The organism is Paenibacillus caseinilyticus (assembly GCF_027533645.1).
In the GTDB taxonomy this organism is placed as follows: Bacteria; Bacillota; Bacilli; order Paenibacillales; family NBRC-103111; genus Paenibacillus_G; species Paenibacillus_G caseinilyticus.
The window spans coordinates 153,107-170,933 of sequence record NZ_JAQAGY010000016.1; the positions used below are offsets into that span (position 1 = coordinate 153,107).

Annotated in this window: 17 protein-coding genes; 11 read left to right on the forward strand and 6 right to left on the reverse strand. The window is 61.2% G+C overall.

Annotation, left to right across the window (positions count from 1 at the left end; all coding sequences use genetic code 11):
- Positions 1–32: 32 nt before the first annotated feature.
- On the reverse strand, positions 33–1,709 hold the full coding sequence (locus O9H32_RS22030; protein WP_269868282.1) for a glutamine--tRNA ligase/YqeY domain fusion protein: 1,677 nt from the start codon (positions 1,707–1,709) through the stop codon (positions 33–35).
- 227 nt (positions 1,710–1,936) lie between these two features.
- Between O9H32_RS22030 and O9H32_RS22035 the strand changes: the two genes are divergently transcribed.
- The gene (locus O9H32_RS22035) at positions 1,937–2,512 is read left to right on the forward strand and encodes a hypothetical protein (RefSeq protein WP_269868283.1); all 576 of its coding nucleotides are present in this window, start codon (positions 1,937–1,939) and stop codon (positions 2,510–2,512) included.
- A 97-nt stretch (positions 2,513–2,609) separates the two neighbouring features.
- Here O9H32_RS22035 and O9H32_RS22040 read toward each other — a convergent pair whose 3' ends face one another.
- Positions 2,610–2,933, reverse strand: coding sequence for a hypothetical protein (locus O9H32_RS22040; RefSeq protein ID WP_269868284.1), 324 nt, complete (start codon positions 2,931–2,933; stop codon positions 2,610–2,612).
- Between the two features lie 620 nt (positions 2,934–3,553).
- Here O9H32_RS22040 and O9H32_RS22045 point away from each other — a divergent pair.
- Positions 3,554–4,915: a DUF2252 domain-containing protein gene (locus tag O9H32_RS22045; protein ID WP_269868285.1), complete on the forward strand. Its 1,362-nt coding sequence runs from the start codon at positions 3,554–3,556 to the stop codon at positions 4,913–4,915.
- Between the two features lie 183 nt (positions 4,916–5,098).
- Here the strand turns inward: O9H32_RS22045 and O9H32_RS22050 are convergent, their stop codons facing one another.
- A complete protein-coding gene (locus tag O9H32_RS22050; RefSeq protein ID WP_269868286.1) occupies positions 5,099–5,971 on the reverse strand; it encodes an EcsC family protein in 873 nt (290 codons plus the stop codon).
- A 540-nt stretch (positions 5,972–6,511) separates the two neighbouring features.
- Here O9H32_RS22050 and O9H32_RS22055 point away from each other — a divergent pair.
- From O9H32_RS22055 to O9H32_RS22075, 5 genes are all read left to right on the forward strand, one after another.
- Positions 6,512–8,251 (forward strand): proline--tRNA ligase, encoded by a 1,740-nt coding sequence (locus tag O9H32_RS22055; RefSeq protein ID WP_269868287.1) that lies wholly within the window; start codon positions 6,512–6,514, stop codon positions 8,249–8,251.
- A gap of 206 nt (positions 8,252–8,457) precedes the next feature.
- The gene (locus O9H32_RS22060; RefSeq protein WP_269868302.1) at positions 8,458–9,309 is read left to right on the forward strand and encodes a DUF72 domain-containing protein; all 852 of its coding nucleotides are present in this window, start codon (positions 8,458–8,460) and stop codon (positions 9,307–9,309) included.
- Positions 9,310–9,461: 152 nt separating this feature from the next.
- A complete protein-coding gene (locus O9H32_RS22065) occupies positions 9,462–9,821 on the forward strand; it encodes a group I truncated hemoglobin (RefSeq protein WP_269868288.1) in 360 nt (119 codons plus the stop codon).
- A 651-nt stretch (positions 9,822–10,472) separates the two neighbouring features.
- On the forward strand, positions 10,473–11,384 hold the full coding sequence (locus O9H32_RS22070) for a cation diffusion facilitator family transporter (RefSeq protein WP_269868303.1): 912 nt from the start codon (positions 10,473–10,475) through the stop codon (positions 11,382–11,384).
- Between the two features lie 22 nt (positions 11,385–11,406).
- On the forward strand, positions 11,407–12,456 hold the full coding sequence (locus O9H32_RS22075) for a flavin-containing monooxygenase (RefSeq protein WP_269868289.1): 1,050 nt from the start codon (positions 11,407–11,409) through the stop codon (positions 12,454–12,456).
- 116 nt (positions 12,457–12,572) lie between these two features.
- On the opposite strand, the gene O9H32_RS22080 is transcribed toward O9H32_RS22075, so the two are convergent.
- A complete protein-coding gene (locus tag O9H32_RS22080) occupies positions 12,573–13,319 on the reverse strand; it encodes a ZIP family metal transporter (protein WP_269868290.1) in 747 nt (248 codons plus the stop codon).
- Between the two features lie 167 nt (positions 13,320–13,486).
- On the opposite strand from O9H32_RS22080, the gene O9H32_RS22085 reads away from it, so the two are divergent.
- A complete protein-coding gene (locus O9H32_RS22085; RefSeq protein ID WP_269868291.1) occupies positions 13,487–14,104 on the forward strand; it encodes a class I SAM-dependent methyltransferase in 618 nt (205 codons plus the stop codon).
- Between the two features lie 137 nt (positions 14,105–14,241).
- On the opposite strand, the gene O9H32_RS22090 is transcribed toward O9H32_RS22085, so the two are convergent.
- Positions 14,242–14,796 carry a helix-turn-helix domain-containing protein gene (locus tag O9H32_RS22090; RefSeq protein ID WP_269868292.1) on the reverse strand — a complete coding sequence of 185 codons (555 nt, stop codon included), beginning with the start codon at positions 14,794–14,796 and terminating at the stop codon, positions 14,242–14,244.
- A 127-nt stretch (positions 14,797–14,923) separates the two neighbouring features.
- Here O9H32_RS22090 and O9H32_RS22095 point away from each other — a divergent pair, with 127 nt between their 5' ends.
- The 3 genes from O9H32_RS22095 (at position 14,924) to O9H32_RS32935 (ending at position 16,738) form a co-directional block, all read left to right on the forward strand.
- Complete coding sequence (locus O9H32_RS22095) at positions 14,924–15,667, forward strand: AzlC family ABC transporter permease (RefSeq protein WP_269868293.1); 744 nt, start codon at positions 14,924–14,926, stop codon at positions 15,665–15,667.
- A complete protein-coding gene (locus tag O9H32_RS22100; RefSeq protein WP_269868294.1) occupies positions 15,652–15,978 on the forward strand; it encodes an AzlD domain-containing protein in 327 nt (108 codons plus the stop codon). The genes O9H32_RS22095 and O9H32_RS22100 overlap by 16 nt, the downstream gene beginning before the upstream one ends.
- A gap of 262 nt (positions 15,979–16,240) precedes the next feature.
- Positions 16,241–16,738: a 3D domain-containing protein gene (locus tag O9H32_RS32935; protein WP_406627365.1), complete on the forward strand. Its 498-nt coding sequence runs from the start codon at positions 16,241–16,243 to the stop codon at positions 16,736–16,738.
- A gap of 81 nt (positions 16,739–16,819) precedes the next feature.
- Here O9H32_RS32935 and O9H32_RS22105 read toward each other — a convergent pair whose 3' ends face one another.
- A complete protein-coding gene (locus O9H32_RS22105) occupies positions 16,820–17,293 on the reverse strand; it encodes a hypothetical protein (RefSeq protein ID WP_269868295.1) in 474 nt (157 codons plus the stop codon).
- Positions 17,294–17,827: the final 534 nt, after the last annotated feature.

Consider the following 17,827-nt stretch of genomic DNA (forward strand, 5'->3'; position numbering starts at 1 on the left):
TAAGGAATACGAAATGGGGCTGTTTTCTTGTTTTACTTCTTGGCGTCGAACGAGCTCTTCAGCGACACGATCCGGTTGAAGACGAGCTTCGCTTCGGTCGTATCCTTGGAATCCACATTAAAGTAGCCGTGGCGGAAGAACTGGAATTTGTCCTGCGCCTTCGCTTCCTTCATGTTGTTCTCCACAAAGCCCTGCAGCTTCTCCAGCGACTTCGGGTTAATATGGTCGAGGAAGGTCTCGCCTTCTTCGGTTTCATCTTCGAGGATGAGCGGCTCGTAGAGGCGGAACTCCGCCGGGCGGGCCTGTGTCGCTTCGATCCAGTGGATCGTTCCCTTGACCTTGCGGCCGGTGAAGCCGGTGCCGCTCTTCGTCTCGGGATCGTAGGTGCAGTGCAGCTCCGTGACGTTGCCGTCCGCATCTTTCACGAAATTCTCGCACTTGATGAAGTAGGCGTGCTTCAGGCGCACTTCATTGCCGGGGAACAGACGGTGGTAGCCCTTGACCGGCTCTTCCATGAAGTCGTCCTGCTCGATGTAGATCTCCCGCGAGAACGGAATTTGGCGCGAGCCCATCGCTTCGTTCTCGGTGTTGTTCTCCGCTTCGAGATGCTCGATCTGTCCTTCCGGATAGTTCGTAATCACGACCTTGAGCGGCTGCAGGACAGCCATCGTGCGCGGGGACTTCAGCTTGAGGTCTTCCCTGATAAAATGCTCCAGCAGCTTGTCGTCTACGACGCTGTTGTTGCTCTTGACCACGCCGATCTCGCGGCAGAACTCGCGGATCGCTTCCGGCGTATAGCCTTTGCGCCGCAGGCCGGAGATGGTCGGCATGCGCGGGTCGTCCCAGCCGTCGACGACGTTCTCGTCCACGAGGAGCTTCAGCTTTCTTTTGCTCATGACGGTATTGGTCAGGTTCAGCCGCCCGAATTCGTATTGATGCGGGATGCATTCCATCTCGCACTCGCGCACGACCCAGTCGTACAACGGGCGCTGGTCGGCGAACTCGAGCGTACAGATCGAATGCGTCACGCCCTCGATGGCATCCTCGAGCGGATGGGCGAACGCGTACATCGGGTAGATGCACCAGGCGTCTCCCGTATTATGATGATGCGCATGGGATATGCGGTAGATGACCGGGTCGCGCAAGTTGATGTTCGGCGAGGCCATGTCGATCTTGGCCCGGAGCACCTTCTCGCCGTTCCCGAACTCGCCGGCGCGCATGCGAGCGAACAAGTCGAGGTTCTCTTCGATGCTGCGGGTGCGGTACGGGCTCTCTTGGCCCGGTTCCGTCAGCGTGCCGCGGCTCTCGCGGATCTGCTCGGCGGTCTGGTCGTCGACGAAGGCGAGTCCCTTGCGGATGAGCAGGACGGCACGGTCGTACATCTCTCCGAAGAAGTCGGAGGCGAAAGTGAGCCGTTCCCAGTCGAAGCCGAGCCAGGCGACATCCTGCTTGATCGATTCGACGAATTCCGTGTCTTCCTTGACCGGATTCGTGTCGTCGAAGCGCAGGTGCGTCCGGCCGCCGAATTCATCGGCGATCTCGAAGTTGAGACAGATCGACTTGGCGTGGCCAATATGCAAATACCCGTTCGGCTCCGGAGGGAACCGGGTGACGACCTCTTGGACTTTGCCCGATTTGAGGTCTTCGGTGACGATGGTTTTGATAAAATTGGTGGATGATGCCGGCGCGGCCGGTTTTGCTGTTTCCATGTCGATCAACCTCTCCTCAAGGAATAACGTGTAGAAATAACTGCCAACTGGCTTGCGATATCTCTCTATAATACACAAAAAAAGCCGCAAATATAATGGCTTTCCGCACGAATCTATGAAAATGGCAAGGCTGCTTGCATAGTCAGGCGCCCCGCCCGTCTTGGACGGCCCCCACACCTTTGCCCGTCCTTCCACATAGGATGGAGAAAAGGAGAGGGATCGCTGCCATGAAGGCAAACAACACAACGGGACGGTACATTACGACAGCCGTGCTGCAGAAGGTCGCGGGGGCGATGCTCCCGTTCTATCACCGCATTGCCGTGAACCGGGCTTATGCGGCCGCCTGGACGAAGGCTGTGCGCAATGCGGACCTGGGGGTCATCGAGCGGCTGCTGCGCGAGGTGAGGCTGTCCCTGCCCCGCGTCCTGTCGATCTCGACCAACGGGATCGGCTATTTCATCGATTTTCGGGCGCCCCGCCCCGTCATCCAGTATACGAACGGAACATCGCTGCGGCCGGGAACGACCCAGTTTTATTTCCATACGGGGGTGCACCGGTCCATCGCGCGCGTCTTGGTGCCCCTGTACCGGGAGATCGTGCGCAATAAACCGTTCGCCCGTCTGATCGTGGCGGCGGTCCGTTCGGGGAATGCGGCTCTGCTGAACCGGCTGATCCGCAGCAAGGTCACGACCCGGGCGCTGAAGTCCATTACGATCGAGGCTTCGGGCTTCTCGCTCGGCTTCCGGTATGCTGCGAGCCCGTATACTTTCTACAACCAGTTTTTCCGCGAACTGACGCCGTAACAAACGTGCCTTGCTATACAAAACAAGCGCCCCCAGGCCCGGACATCGTCCAGATCTGGGGGCGCTTGGGGTTCCATGGATATGGATATCCGCAGCCTTACCGGGCTTCCGGCTCATCCTTCTCCAGCCTGCCGAGCAGCTGGGAGGCCTTGCCGACATCCTGGGCATGGACATCGAGCTGGATGTGTTCGTTGTTATGCGGATCAATGGCGGCCGCTGCGGTCTGGATCGTGCCGAGATGAGAATCGGCATTGGCCTTGAGCCGGCACCGGATATCCTTGGACCTCAGATACCGGTAGTGGGCTTCGAGCTTGCGGGCTTCGGGCCCGATGCCGCTGGATACCGTCTTCCACCCGGCATTGCGGCGGTACAGGAAGCCAAGAACCGTTAGGAAGGCCAAGAATAACAGTAGAGTTTCCATCGCGTGCACCACCTTGGTCAGAAATAAAAGAATAAAAACTCATAATAAAAGCGTTTTCAAACCAATATTTGTTAGTAAGTTACCATATGCCCTGCAGCCAAGTCAAATGATTGTTCCTCGGAACATAGTAAGAAGAGGGGGAGAAGGGAATGCAGGAGATGTATCGCGCGGGAATACGCTTGCGGGTGATACCGGCGCGGCGGTGAATTCACCTGCGGAGAAGTGGGAGGATAACGGCCATCCCGCTCAACCCGGAGAGAACGGGACAAGATACGGAGCTCGCTGCGCAATAGGGCGGCGGCATGCAGACTCCCCGCAGCACCGGCGGGCTGCATAAGCTTCAGCGTACTAGCCATCGATGCGGCAGTGGCATGGACATGAAGTTCTGCTGTGGCAGAACAGGCCGGCGGCCGGCTGGACGGTAACGCATTATTACCCGCTGCCGCCCCGGTTGAAACGCTCCCCCGGATTTTGCGCATAAAAAACGGCAGCCTCCCGCTCATCGTTGACAGGGCTCTCGGGGGTAGGCTACGATGGGGGAAAACATCAGGGACGGCCCGGCGTCATGCAGGGCCGAAGGAAGCCGGGAGACCCTCCGGATGGGAGGAGACTGAGAGCGTATGAACAGCGAGCGATTGACCGAACGCGTCCAGCAGACACAGCGGAGACTGCGCAAAGAGATGCTGAGCAGCGTCTTGAATGAATTCGACGGGAGTCTGATGGGGCTGGAGGAGAGCAAGCGGCGCCAGAAATATGCCAAGATGGCAGGCAGCCCGTTTTCCTTTTACCGCGGAAGCGCCTATTTATTTTATTTTGACGTATCGCGGGAATGGTTCCCGTATCACAGCGACCCCGAGCGTCCGACGTGGATCCAGGGTGATTTGCATTTTGAGAACTTCGGCGCTTTCCGCAGCGAGAACGGGCGGATGGTGTATGATGTGAACGATTTTGACGAAGGATGCCTCGGCTCTTATCTCTACGACCTGCTCCGGATGTCGGTGAGCGTGGCGCTGGTCTGCCGTACGCTGCAGACAGACCCGGAGGGACAGAAGGAGGCGGTCGCAAGCTATCTGACCGCTTACTGCAAACAGATCCGCCGGTTCGTGAACCGCAAGGACGATCCGCGGACGCTCGTGTTCGACAAGGAAGGGACGAAGGGGGCGATCCGGCGCCTGCTCAAGAAGACGGAGAAGCGGCTCGCTTCCCACTTCCTCGAAGGGGTCACGACGCTGACGAGGGATACCCGCAAGTTCACGAAGTCGGAGGAGATTCTGCCGCCGACTCCCGAGGAGAGGGAAGCGCTGGAAGCTGCTTGGCCCCACTACCTGCAGACGCTGCAGGCGAAGGGCATCCAGCCCGAGGGCTATTACCGGATCAAGGACCTCGCGGTGAAGCACGGCTCGGGAACGGCCTCGATCGGCCTGGACCGGTTCTATGTGCTGATCGAAGGGGAAGGCGGCGAGGGGGCGCTCGACGATATCGTGCTGGAGGTCAAGGAAGTGCGCACGCCGGTGCCCGCGTATTTCGTGAAGCATAACGAAGCGTTCTGGAAGAACATGGGCCACCAGGGCAAGCGGGTGATCCTGACCCAGCAGGCCATGCACCATGAGGCCGACCCGTATCTCGGATACTTGACGCTGGACGGCCGCGACTTCTATGTGCGGGAGAGGTCCCCGTACAAAAAGCGGCTGAAGACCGACCGCCTGGAAGGGGCGGACGAGCTGCACGAAGTGCTGCAGACGATGGGCCGGATCACGGCCAAGCTGCACGCCAGGGCGGATGCGGACATGGACCACGGCCTGATGGGCTATCACAGCGAAGACGAGATCGACCGGGCGATCGGCGGCGATAAAGCCGCGTTCTGCGACTACATCGCCCAGTGGGCGATCGCGTATGCCTACCAGGTGGAAGAGGATTACGTCCTCTTCCTGGAGTGGCTGCAGGAGCGCGGGGGAGCCGGGGCGCAAGGGACGGAATCCTAGGAAGTTGGAGCGCGAAGAAGAGGGGCGGGCGGCCATGGGCTGCTCTCCCCTCTCTTCATGTAGTGCATCGGCTTTCCTGCCCGCGCTGCGCCTTCCGCGTCCCGACGGTTTGACGGGCAAGCCCGTCCCCACCGTCAAGCCGTCCGTCCGTAACCGGCGGCAGCCGGGGATGCCCGCCTGCCGTTACCGGGTCCCGGCCGCCTCCTCGAGCTCGCGCATCCGCTCCAGCACCCGGCGTTTGCGGTACAGCATCGTTCCTGCTTCCACTACGTCCTGCAGGGTGCTGCGGTTGAGGAAGGCGCCGAAGACCATACCGGCCACCGGCACCATCTGGAACAGCTTCTTCCAGCCGAAGTTGTCCCGGTAGGCGGCGATCACCTCGCGCCAGCCTTGCAGCTGGGAGAGGGCCTCGCGCTGCCGGTTCTCGCTGCCGAAGTCGGCGATCTCGCCCAGCACCGCCTTCTTGCCGACGATATCGGAGTTCACGAACTGCAGGCACTTGATGACGAAGATGCGCTCCCCTTTGTCCTTGGGGTCGAATCCGTACACGATGGCGAGCTCCTGCAGCACCTTCAGCGATAAGCCGAGCAGGGCGGGGATATCGATGGCGAGCGTGAAGATGCCGCCGAATCCGGTCGTCGCTCCCTGGGCCGTGGCCAAGGTCACCCGGCTCTTCGCCAGCTCGGCCGCCGCCCGGTCCATCACGGCCAGCGGCAAGGAGGCAGCCCCTTCCATCGTCAGCGGGGCCCCGGAGGACGGCCCTCCTGCCCGGCGCTGCTCCTCCTCAAGCCGCTGCAGAATCCCGCGCTCGGAGAGGAGATAGCGGCCGCCGGTCTGCACGAAGCTGCCGACCTCATCCATGGCCAGTCCGATCTTGTCCTGGATGAACTTCGGCGTGAGCCGGTCGAGGAGTTGGAAGGGGAGGCGGCCGATCTTCTCCCAGAACCACAGGTCTCCCTGGTCCTTCTCCCAGGCCTCGATCTCCCGCAGCGCGTTCTGCAGATCCTGTACCGTCTCGGCCCCGCGGGCCGCCGTTTCTTTCTCGGGTGTGGTCATGACGCTTCACTCCTTCATTGGTTCTAGTCCTCCATACTACGCGGCAGGGGCGGAGGAGGATGCAAAGATACGGCTGCGGAGGGGGGCAGGCTCCCGGGGAGCGGGCGGAGAGCGGCTTAACGGCAGGGACCGGAAAATCGTGGAAGGGCCCCGCGGAACCCCGCCTGCAGGACGCTTGCCAAATGGAAAAAAGTGGTGTAGACTCGATTTTAATCATTTTGCGCGAATAGGCCAAAAAGCATTCGACCAAGGTCATAGACCTGCGGCTGCTGCCGGTTCAGAGAGGGCGCCCTGCTGCGAAGCGCCTCCGGATCCCGCATCGTCTCCCGCCTTGGAAGCTGCTGCGGGGAAAGAAGGGGGACTCCTCTCGACTATCTGCAGCCGGGACCTCCCGTTATCAGGGAAGAGAAGGCGCACCGCCCCCGGGAATCCGCAATCGGGCAGGCGCGTCACAATAAGGGTGGTACCACGGCACGCATTCGTCCCTTGACGAGGCGTGCTTTTTGTTATACACCGAGAAGGTTCTAAGGAGGAGTTGTCATGAAGCAAAGCTCACTGTTCCTGCCTACCCTGCGGGAGGTGCCGGCCGAAGCGGAGGCGGCGAGCCACCGGCTGCTCCTGCGCGCGGGCATGATCCGGCCGTTGGCCTCGGGAGTCTACACGTACCTGCCGCTCGGCCGGAAGGTGCTGCGCAAAGTGGAGGAGCTGATCCGCCGGGAGATGGAGGAGGCGGGAGCCCAGGAAGTATTGCTGCCTGCCATGCAGCCGGCAGAGCTGTGGCAGGCCTCGGGGCGGTACGAAGTCTATGGGCCGGAGCTGATCCGGCTGACAGACCGGCACGGGCGGGAATTCGCCCTCGGGCCGACCCACGAGGAAGTCATTACGTCGCTGGTGCGAGATGAGATCGGCACGTACCGCAAGCTGCCGGTCACCCTCTTCCAGATCCAGACGAAGTTCCGCGACGAGCGGCGGCCCCGCTTCGGTCTGCTGCGGGGCCGGGAGTTCCTGATGAAGGATGCTTATTCCTTCGATAGGGACGAAGAGGGGCTGGCGCAGAGCTACCGGAGGATGGAGGCGGCATATCACCGGATTCTGGCCGGATGCGGCCTGCGCTACCGGGCGGTCGAAGCCGATTCGGGGTCGATCGGGGGCGAAGGGGGCACCCATGAATTCATGGCGCTGGCGGGGATCGGCGAAGATACCGTCGTGAGCTGCACGGCCTGTGACTACGCCGCCAACCTGGAGAAGGCGGAAGCGGCTTGGCAAGCGCCAGCAGCTACGGAGAAGGCTGTGCCGGCGGCAGAGCGGTGGCATACGCCGGGGCTGCGGACCATCGCCGAGCTGACAGAGCGGCTCGGGCCGGAAGCGGACCTCCTGCTGAAGACGCTGATCTGCTTGGCGGACGGCCAGCCTGTCGCCGTGGTGGTGCGCGGCAGGCACGAAGTGAACGAGGCGAAGGTCCGTGCGGCGCTCGGCGCGGAGGTGCTGGAGCTGGCGGATGCCGAGACGACGCAGCGTATCACCGGCGCTCCGGTGGGCTTCGCGGGGCCGGCGGGTCTGCGCGTGCCGGTGCTCGTCGACCGGGAAGCGGCGGCCCTGGCGGAAGGCATCGCAGGCGCGAACGAGGACGGCTGGCATCTGCGGCACGTGCAGCCGGGCAGGGATTTTCCGCTGGAGCGTGTGGGCGATTACCGCAATGTGTGTGCGGAGGATGCCTGTCCGCGCTGCGGCGCAGAGCTGGAGCACCACCGGGGGATCGAGGTGGGCCATGTGTTCAAGCTCGGCACCAAATACAGCGCGAAGCTCGGCGCTGTCTTCACGGACGAGGGCGGGACGGAGCGCCCGATGATCATGGGCTGCTACGGCATTGGGGTGTCGCGCGTGCTCGCCGCCGTTGTCGAGCAGAGCCACGACGAACAGGGGATCTTGTGGCCTGACACGCTGGCTCCGTTCGACGTGCATCTGATCCCGCTGGCGGCGGAGGGAGAAGCCGCCGGGCTGGCGCAGGGGCTGTACGGCCGGCTGCGGAGCCTGGGGCTCGACGTGCTGCTCGACGACCGGACCGAGCGCCCCGGCGTGAAGTTCAAGGATGCCGACCTGATCGGCGTGCCGGTGCGCATCGTGGCCGGGCGGGATGCCGCCGGAGGCATCGTCGAGTACAAGGAGCGGCGCGGCGGGGAAGCGGTCAAGCTGATGGCGGAGGAGGCGGTGGAGCGCGTGCTGGCCCGGCTGGCGCACCGAACCGGCAGCGGCAGAGGAGGCGGTCCGGAGGGGGCCTGAAGCCCCGGCTCGGGGTCCTCATCTCCGGCCCCTCCGTACCCTTGACCGATGTACGCGGGCTTCCGGAGCCCAAGTTTTCGGGCAGACCGAGTAGTCAACCGGGGATGGAGCGGGGTAAATAGGTGCAGCGGCTTATTCCGGCGGCAGTCCACGGATTCGTCCGGGCTGCTGCCGGGGAGATGGACCACACGGTGGAGGTGACGAGCATGATCCGAATCGGTCTTGCCGGTTGGGGCGACCACGACCGGCTGTATGAGAAAGGCACGGCGGCCAGGAATAAGCTGAAGGGGTATGGAACTTATTTTGGCGTCGTGGAAGTCGACAGCTCGTTCTATGCGATACAGTCCAAGGCGAATTATGAGCGCTGGGCGGCGGATACGCCTCGGGACTTCGGATTCGTCGTGAAGGCGTATCAGGGGATGACGGGGCACCAGAGAGGGCGAAGCCCGTTTCCCGATGAGGAGACGATGTTCCGTGCCTTCCGGGAGTCGATCGAGCCGGTGGGGGAGGCAGGGAAGCTGAAGGCGGTGCTCTTCCAGTATCCGCCTTGGTTCGACTGCAAGAAGGCACACGTGGACGAGCTGCGGATGACCCGTGAGCGGATGGAGGGATTGCCGCTCGCGCTCGAGTTCCGCCACCAGAGCTGGTTCGAGGGGGAGATGCGGGAGAAGACGCTCGCGTTCATGGAGCGGGAAGGCTGGATTCACAGCATCTGCGACGAGCCTCAGGCGGGCGCCGGGTCGGTTCCGACGGTGCTTCAGCCTACCGACAAGCGCTTGACCATCGTGCGGATGCATGGGCGCAATGCGGCGAACTGGAACGGCGGCGGAGGACCGAACTGGCGGGAAGTGCGGTACCTCTACGACTACAATGAAGAGGAACTGCAGGGGTGGAAGGATAATCTGGCCGAGCTGGAGAATACGACAGAGGAAGTATGCGTCATCTTCAACAACAACTCCGGCGGCCATGCGGCTGGCAATGCGGCCCGGCTGATGACGATGCTGGGGATGCCGGTGAAGCCTTTCGCTCCGCAGCTGGAGCAGCTCGATTTGTTCTGAGGAGAAGGATGATACTACCTGCAGCTGGATATTCTATACAGGGATGAAGTCCGGCCATGGGGCCGCGGTATTCACTAAGGACTACAAGTCACCGGATTCAACAAGGGGACGATGCCGCTTACTACGGGATTAGAACAGAGGAGGAATACAAGATGTCAACATCCATCTATGAGCAATTGGGCGGGGAGGCGGCGATCGGCGCGGTCGTCGATATTTTCTATAAGAAGGTGCTCGCCGACGACACGGTGAACGGATTCTTCAAGGACACGGATATGGAGAAGCAGCGCACGCACCAGACGAAATTTCTGAGCTTCGCGCTCGGAGGCCCGGCACAATATACGGGAGCGAGTATGGCTAAGGCTCACGAGGGCATGAATCTGCAGCCGGTCCATTGGAATGCGATTGTGAACCACCTTACGGCTTCCCTTAAGGAAGCAGGGGTCGGAGACCGCGATATCGACACGATCGTAGGTCATGTGGCGACACTCAAGGACGATATTTTGTATAAGTAATGGCGGGAGTGGACTGCCGGAGGCTGCAGCGCATATGATGCGAGGGCAGTCTCCGGCCTTTTGGCATCAGGAGCCGCCCACACCAAAAGTCGTGCAGCAGGGCGCATGCCGTGGGCAGCTGCCGAATTTGGGCGCAGCGGGCGGTTGACAAAATAGGGAGTGCGGAGCATACTAAACATATGAATACATGCTCATATGTTTGGGGCTTGGATACGGATGGCGTATTCCGTCCGGGAGGAGGAAGAAGGGATGGGCAGCAGCAGCGGTAAAGAGGAATCGGTGGCACGCGGGAGAGCCGGCGGTGCTCCGGATGGCGGGCATGAATGCGTAGAGGCGGTGACAGGCGGTCACCGGCACGGGGACGGGGCTTCCCGCCCCGGACCTCACGACAAGGGCGGACTTCACGCAGGGGTTGCGGGCAGTCCCGCGGGCGCCGTGGCCGAGTCTGCACAGGAAAGTCGCGGGGAAGACCAAGGGGGCGGCAAGGAAGGCGTTCCGCCGAAGGAACACGCCTGCGGCCACAGACATGGGGCTTCTCATGACCCTCATGGCCCTGACCACGGCGGCGGTCATCACGGTCGCGATCATCATGCTCACGATCATCACGGACACGATCACCACGGTCACGATCATCATGGACATCATCATGGTATATTCGGGCATCATCACCACCATCATGGCCACGATGCGACCCGGGAGGGGAACAAGCGGGGACTGCTGTTCGCCCTGCTGCTGACAGGGGGCATCCTCCTGCTGGAGTTCGCCGGCGGTCTCTGGACGAACAGCCTTGCGCTGCTCTCGGACTCCGGGCATATGCTCAGCGACACGGCTTCCCTGCTGCTCAGCCTGATCGCCGTGACGCTGGCGGCCCGTCCCGCATCGGAGCGCAGGACTTACGGCTACCACCGCTTCGAGATTCTGGCCGCCCTGTTCAACGGCGTGACGCTGTTTCTCATTGCGGGCTGGATCGTCTACGAAGCTTACGGCCGGCTGCTGCACCCGCCGGAGGTAGCCAGCGGCGCCATGATGGGGATTGCTGCGATCGGTCTCGGCGTGAACCTGGTCAGCGCCTGGGCGCTCATGCGGCAAGGGGATGTCAAAAGCAACGTGAACCTGCGCAGCGCCTACCTGCACGTCCTTGGCGATGCGCTCGGTTCGCTCGGCGCGATCCTCGCCGGAGCGATCATGCTGCTGACGGGCTGGTATGCGGCCGACGGCATCATCTCCGTGCTCGTGGCGCTGCTCATTCTCCGGGGAGCCTGGGATGTGATCCGCCGCACCCTGCACATCCTGATGGAGGGCGCTCCCGCGAACTGTCAGCCTGGGCAGGTGAAGGCCGCTCTCGAAGAGCTGGATGGGGTCATTAATGTGCATGACCTGCATATTTGGACCATTACCTCCGGGCTCGATTCCTTGAGCTGCCACCTGCTCATGGAAGACGGACGCGATGGCCAGGAGCTTCTGCAGCGTGCGATCCGGCTGATCGAGGACCGGTTCGGCATCGCCCATGCGACGATCCAGGTGGAAACCTCGGTGAACAAGCACGGCGAGCTGAGGGTATGACCTGGGGGAGGAGGATCAGCGTATGCGGACAGATACGGAGGTTCTCATTATCGGCGGAGGGCAGGCGGGGCTCGCCTGCGCCCAGGCACTCGCGGGGCGGGGCATAGCATCGCTGATCCTGGATGCCGGCAAAGAGCCGGGCGAATCGTGGCGCAGCCGCTATGATTCGCTGAAGCTGTTCACGCCCCGCGGCTTGAGCGCCCTGCCGGGCTTGGAGCTCTCCGGGGCTCCGGAAGGCTTCCCGTCGAAGGACGAGCTGGCCGGCTATCTCGCGGACTATGCGCAGCACTTCGGCCTCTCCTTGGAGAGCGGCCGGAGGGTACAGACCCTGCGGCGGCAGGGCGACGGCTTCGAGGCGGTTACGGCCGGCGGCGTATATACGGCACGCCGTGTGATCGCGGCCGCAGGCGCCTTCGGGGAGCCTTCCGTCCCGGACTTTGCCATGAAGCTGTCTCCTTCTGTCGTGCAGCTGCACTCGGCCTCCTATCGCAGCCCCGCCCAGCTCCCGCCGGGCCCGGCGCTGGTCGTCGGCAGCGGGAACTCCGGCGCGCAGATTGCGGCAGAGCTGGCGGGTGACCGCCCTGTGCTGCTGGCTTCCCGCCACCCGGTCCGCTTCCTGCCGCTGACATTCCTTGGCCGCAGCACGTTCGGTTGGATGATCCGGCTCGGGCTGCTCTCCGCCCCGCGGGAGTCGATCCTCGGCCGGGCGATGCGCCGCCGCCCCGACCCCATCTTCGGGCTGGAGCTGCGGGAGCTCGTCCGGGAAGGACGCGTCCGCTGGAAGCCCGGCGCGGTCGATGGGGCCGGGGAGCGGGTGGTCTTCGCAGACGGCTCGGAAGAACGTCCGTCGTCCGTCGTCTGGGCGACCGGCTTCCGTCCGGATTACAGCTGGCTCGCTGTGGACGGAGCGCTGGACCCGCAGGGAAGGCCGCTGCATGACCGCGGCGTATCCCCGGCTGCCGGGCTCTATTATGCCGGCCTGCCATGGCAGCACACGCGCGGCTCCGCGCTGCTCTGCGGTGCGGGCCGGGACGCCGCGTATCTCGCCGAACGGATCGCGGCCGGCCTGTAGCGGGCCTGCTCCCCTTCGGTCCCGAGGCCGCTCCCCTGAGCACGACCCAAAGCGCCGCCCTGGCTTACAGCCTTGGTTGGCGCTTTTTTGTATTGAATTCGGCTCTTCTGGGGCCCTCACGATAGATGGTCGAGCACGAGGGAGACGAGCAGGCCGAGCGAAGCGATGAAGCCGATGACCGGGCCTCCTTCCTCGTAAGCCTCGGGCATCATGGTCGAGGCGACCATGGCGATGATGCCGCCGCCCGCAAAGGCTGCGATGAAGGCCAGCACCGCTTCGGAGGCGTTCTCCATGAACGCGTAGCCGCCCAGCGAGCATAGGGAGGAGATGATCATGACCGCTGCCCAGAGCACGAGAATCTTCGGTTTGGAATAGCCGCCCTTGCGCAGGCCCGCCGTAGAAGAGAGCCCTTCGGGTATGTTGCTGAGGAAGATGGCGATCACGAGCAGCCAGCTCACCGAACCGCCCTCGAGCAGGGAGGCTCCGATCATGATCGACTCGGGCACGGCATCCATGACGGTGCCCGCGAAGATGGCCAGTCCGCTGCCGCCGGCCTCCGCTTCCCCGCCCTCTTGGTCATGGCCGGACCGCTTGCGCTTGGCGCCCCCCTTGCGGGAGATATAGACGTCGAAGCCGGTGAACACGGCAGCGCCGATCAGGAAACCGGCCGTGGTCGGCATCAAGCCGCCGTCCCTTACCGATTCCCCGAGGAGCTCGTACGCGGCCGCCCCGATCAGCACGCCCGTGCCGAACGCCATGATATAGCCGATGATCTTCTTCGGGATGTCGAAGAGAATCGCGGCCAGGGCGCCGAGCAGAACGGCGGAGCCGGATACCGCCCCCCACATCGCGGCTTGCCACATGATAGAGTCCCCCTTTTGTCCAATGAATGCATATCTCCTATTTTACCCAGGAAGCTGGAATACACAAACAATCCGAAGTTCCGCCGGACAGCGGCCCCGGATACCGATAGAAACGTATGTACGATATGCTGGGAATGGATGGATGATGTGGAGGGGGTAGACCTGCGATGGAAGAAGCGGTAATCAAAAGAGAGCTGGCGCAGTCTTATGACAAGGATGCGGCCCGGCGTACTGCCAAGACGCTGCCCGGTTGGAAGCTGCGTGAGCGGGAAGAGTTTCTGCACAGCCTACAGGAGGCATCCTGCCGGACATTGCTCGAGATCGGGTCCGGGCCTGGGATCGACGCTGCCTTCTTCTCGGAGCAGGGGCTGGATGTGATGTGTACCGACCTCTCCGCTGCCATGGTGGACAGCTGCAGGGAGAGGGGGCTGCAGGCAGAGGTCATGGATTTCTATGCGCTGGGACTGCCGGATGGATCATTCGATGGCGTATATGCGATGAACTGCCTGCTTCATGTGCCGAAGGCGGACTTCGAAGGGGTGCTGAAGGAAATGTCCCGCGTATTGAAGCCCGGCGGACTGACCTACCTGGGCTTGTATGGCGGCCGGGAATCGGAAGGACTGTGGGAAGATGACTGGTGTGAACCGCCCCGCTTCTTCAGCTTCCATGGGGACCGGGAGATCCTCCGGCGGGTAAGCCCGGTGTTCCATGTCGAAGGGTTCGGTACGGTACCGCAGAAGGGGGAGCTTCACTATCAATCGATGGTGCTCCGCAAGCCCCGATGACTGCCGAGATCCGGGGATGGTTTCCCTGCGTGACAGGAGCGTCTCCCCTCGGATCAGATTCGATCAGACCCGAGTCCCGAGTAGGCATTATACCTGATTAGACCTGATTAGACCGGGCCCTGCCCGATCCTGCTCGATCACACCTCATAGTAAAGCACGTTCTGGAAGCAGACCTTTTCCTCTCCCGGATTATGGTAAGTATGGGGCCGGTCCGCCTTGAAGCACAGCGCTTCGCCGGCCGCGAGGTCGTAGGATTCGCCCGCAGCGGTGAAGCGGAGCGTGCCGGAGGTCACGACGATATACTCCTTCAGTCCCTTCGGATGCGCTTCAGCCTCATGGCTGCCCCCGGATTCGAGCTCGACGCGGAACACCTCCAGCGGGGTGCCGGGACGGTAAGGGAAGAGGGGATAGACGCGGTAGCGGCCGTCTTCCTCGGTGACGGGCTGCGTATCGCTGCGCCGGACCACGACCACGTCCTGGGCCTCTTCTTCCATGAAAGCGGTGAACGACACCTGCAGCCCTTGGGCGATTTTCCACAGGATGCCTACGGTCGGATTCGTATCTCCCCGCTCGATCTGCCCGAGCATCGCTTTGCTGACCCCGGTCAGGGCGGCGGCTTTGTCGAGGCTGAGTTCTTTGCGCTTGCGGATGGCCTGCAGGTTGCGTCCTACCCGAAGATGAATCGGCTCCACGAATATTCCTCCTTGTTAAGGGTTGTGCAATATAATGCACAGTCGTATAATATAACATACAAACGTGTAGGATAGCGCACATATCGATACAGCTAATGGGTTCATTGTAGCATGGGGAGGAAGCCGAATGGAATGCGGTAGTGTAGTGCAAGAAGGGAACACGGCGGAACAGGCTCCGCGGCCTATGTTCCTGCAGGGGGTGAAGGACTGCGTACCGACGCTGCTCGGGTATTTGAGCATCGGGCTCGCTTGCGGCGTGGTCGGGACGACATCGGGGCTCTATCCTTCGGAGATTCTGCTCCTCTCGACGTTCCTCTACGCGGGCTCCGCCCAGTTCATCGTGTCGGGCATGGTGGCGGCGGGCGGTTCCGTCACGGCGGTGATCGTCACCGTGCTCTTCGTGAATCTGCGGCATCTGCTGCTCAGCGCGGCGCTGGCCCCGTATTTTCGCCGGTATGCCCCCTGGAAGAACGCCATTCTCGGGACCGGGCTGACCGACGAGACCTTCGGAGTCGCCGCCGCCCGGCTCACGCCGGAGATGAAGGGCAAGGCCCGCTGGATGTTCGGGCTGAACGTAACCGCCCACCTCAATTGGATCCTGGCCAACATGATCGGCGCTTATGCCGGCGCATGGATTCCCGATCCCGGCCGATACGGGCTGCCCTATGCCCTGCCGGCGATGTTCGTCGGTCTGCTCGTGCTAGGGTTCGGCACCCGCCAGAAGAAGAGGGTCGATCTCGTCGTAGCGGTCAGCGCGGGCCTCGTCTGCGTGGCGGCCGGTTCGTTCCTGCCGGGACACTTCGCTGTACTCGCGGCCATCCTAATTGCGGCGCTGATCGGAATGGGGGTGTCATCGTGGACATCCGAGTAGAAATGCTGTGGATCATTCTCGGCACCTCGCTGGTCACAGTGCTTCCACGGGTGCTCCCTCTGATGGTGCTGAGCCGCTTTGAACTGCCGCCCAAGATGCTGCGCTTCCTGAATCAGGTGCCTGTGGCGGTGATGTCCGCCCTGCTGGCGCAGGAGATTTTCCTAGAGAACGGCCGGATGGTGCCCATCGCGGAGAATGTGGAGCTGCTGGCTGCATTGCCGACCTTCCTGGTGGCGGTCCTGACGAGAAGTCTGCTCGGCACGGTAGTGGCGGGTGTGGCGACGATGGCTCTTCTGCAGCTGTGGCTGTAGGGGGCATGGGGATAGGACAAGAGGGAGAGTTATTATCCTGATCGTGCGGATGAGGACTACCTGAACCGTTTATGCGAATAGACCGCGGAAGCGGTGGGAATGAGGAGAAGCACGGGAGGGGAGGGGCTGAGAGGCCTGCCGTGCTTTTTTGGTATTCCTACAGGGGGATTCCCTGCCGCTGGGCCGTATTCAATTAGTTCACTTCATCTTTGTTATCAGATGCGAATCCGTTATATTCCACATGTACTTGGCCCTCGCTAGAATGATATTGAATGGTATATCTGCCAGATCGCACGCCATTCGGATCATCTTTGGTACTTACCCAAGTATATTGTTGTCCGCCTGGAATGTCTTGCGTAGTGTACACCTTACCGGACTCAGCTTCGCGCGGGAAACTGATGCCGCTGCTCAATCTAAGACGTTTGAATACGAAGCCTCGCCTGCGGCTCCCGTCGCCGAACCGTACGTCGTGACGGCGTATGCACTCCGAGGGACAACGGCTTCTGGGAATCCCGTTCGCGCTGGGGTAACCGTTGCCTGTCCGAAGGAGCTGCCGTTTGGAACGCGGCTGCTGATCGAGGGTGTTGGGGAACGCGTCTGCACCGACCGGGGCGGCGCAATCCATGGCCACAGGCTCGACCTCTACGTAACAAGCGCAAGGCAGGTGCGCCAGTTTGGCCGTCAGACGCTGGACGTGACGATTCTAATATTTATTCGGCTACTACTACCTGATCTGCAAGTCGGGGTAGTACCAACGTAGCTGTCGAGGTATTTATATGACCAAGCTTCTACCTCAAAAATCCCCCGAGGGAAGGGATCCCTCGGGGATTTTCTATTGGCCTTATAGTTCTTGGCTAGTTTCGGCGAGTTTTACCGAGACTGTACCAGACATGTCTTCAGGTGATGTAAGCGAAACCGAATGCTTACCAGTTCCCCAAGCAGAGCTGCCTGTCTCATTAAAAGTTCCACCCGGGACTACTGTTCCACTCATTTTCACAGTGCCATTGGGGTTTAAAACTGTGACCTTGATATCAGCTACTCCTGTGTTATGTACAAACACTTTAACCATTCCGAATCCAGCAGGAATATCAAAATTAATATTATCTTGAGTTCTATAGGCGATGTTCTGGTTATCAATCGGCTTCCTAGTTTCAAGAGGGTTAATACCTCCCGATCCGACTGTGCCTGGATTTACTTTTACTCTAGGTGCCGTAGGTACCGTTGGCGTCTCAGCACTGGCAGAGCCAACAACGGCAACAGAAGCGAGGATGGCAGATACAACAAGAGTTGCTGCGCTTTTCTTAAGGTTTCTCATTCGATACATTCCCTATATACTGTAATTTAACTACTTTTTATTATAGTATTTATTCCCATAATATGTAATGTGGACATAAAAATAACAATATTAATTTTTTTACAGATATATACAAATATATAGATTGGAATCTATGTAAGTAAAGGAGGAGGTCGCGCATTTTCGGTCCTTGCGCGGCTTGACGGGGCCGCTCTCGTTAATTTCGGGCACGCTCGATCCTCTCCAATTTACGGACTTCCTTGGTTATCGCCCTTACGGCGGTCAGACGCTCCTTATCGGTTGATTCCCGGTATGAAATGGCGGAAGTAACACTCTCGATATACGTGATACTAAACTGCCGATAACCGGCGACACGAATCCACGGATCCCGGTAATGATCAGCGGACCCCTCCGCCAACTCCTCGATCGTCTTCGTTAGCCATCCATGCCCCTGCCGGGGCACCACAGAATAATGAAAATTTTACTGAGACGTTCTATACTATTCTTACGGCTGGTGAGGAAGGTCGTTAAGCTATGGTGTTGCGAACCCATCCG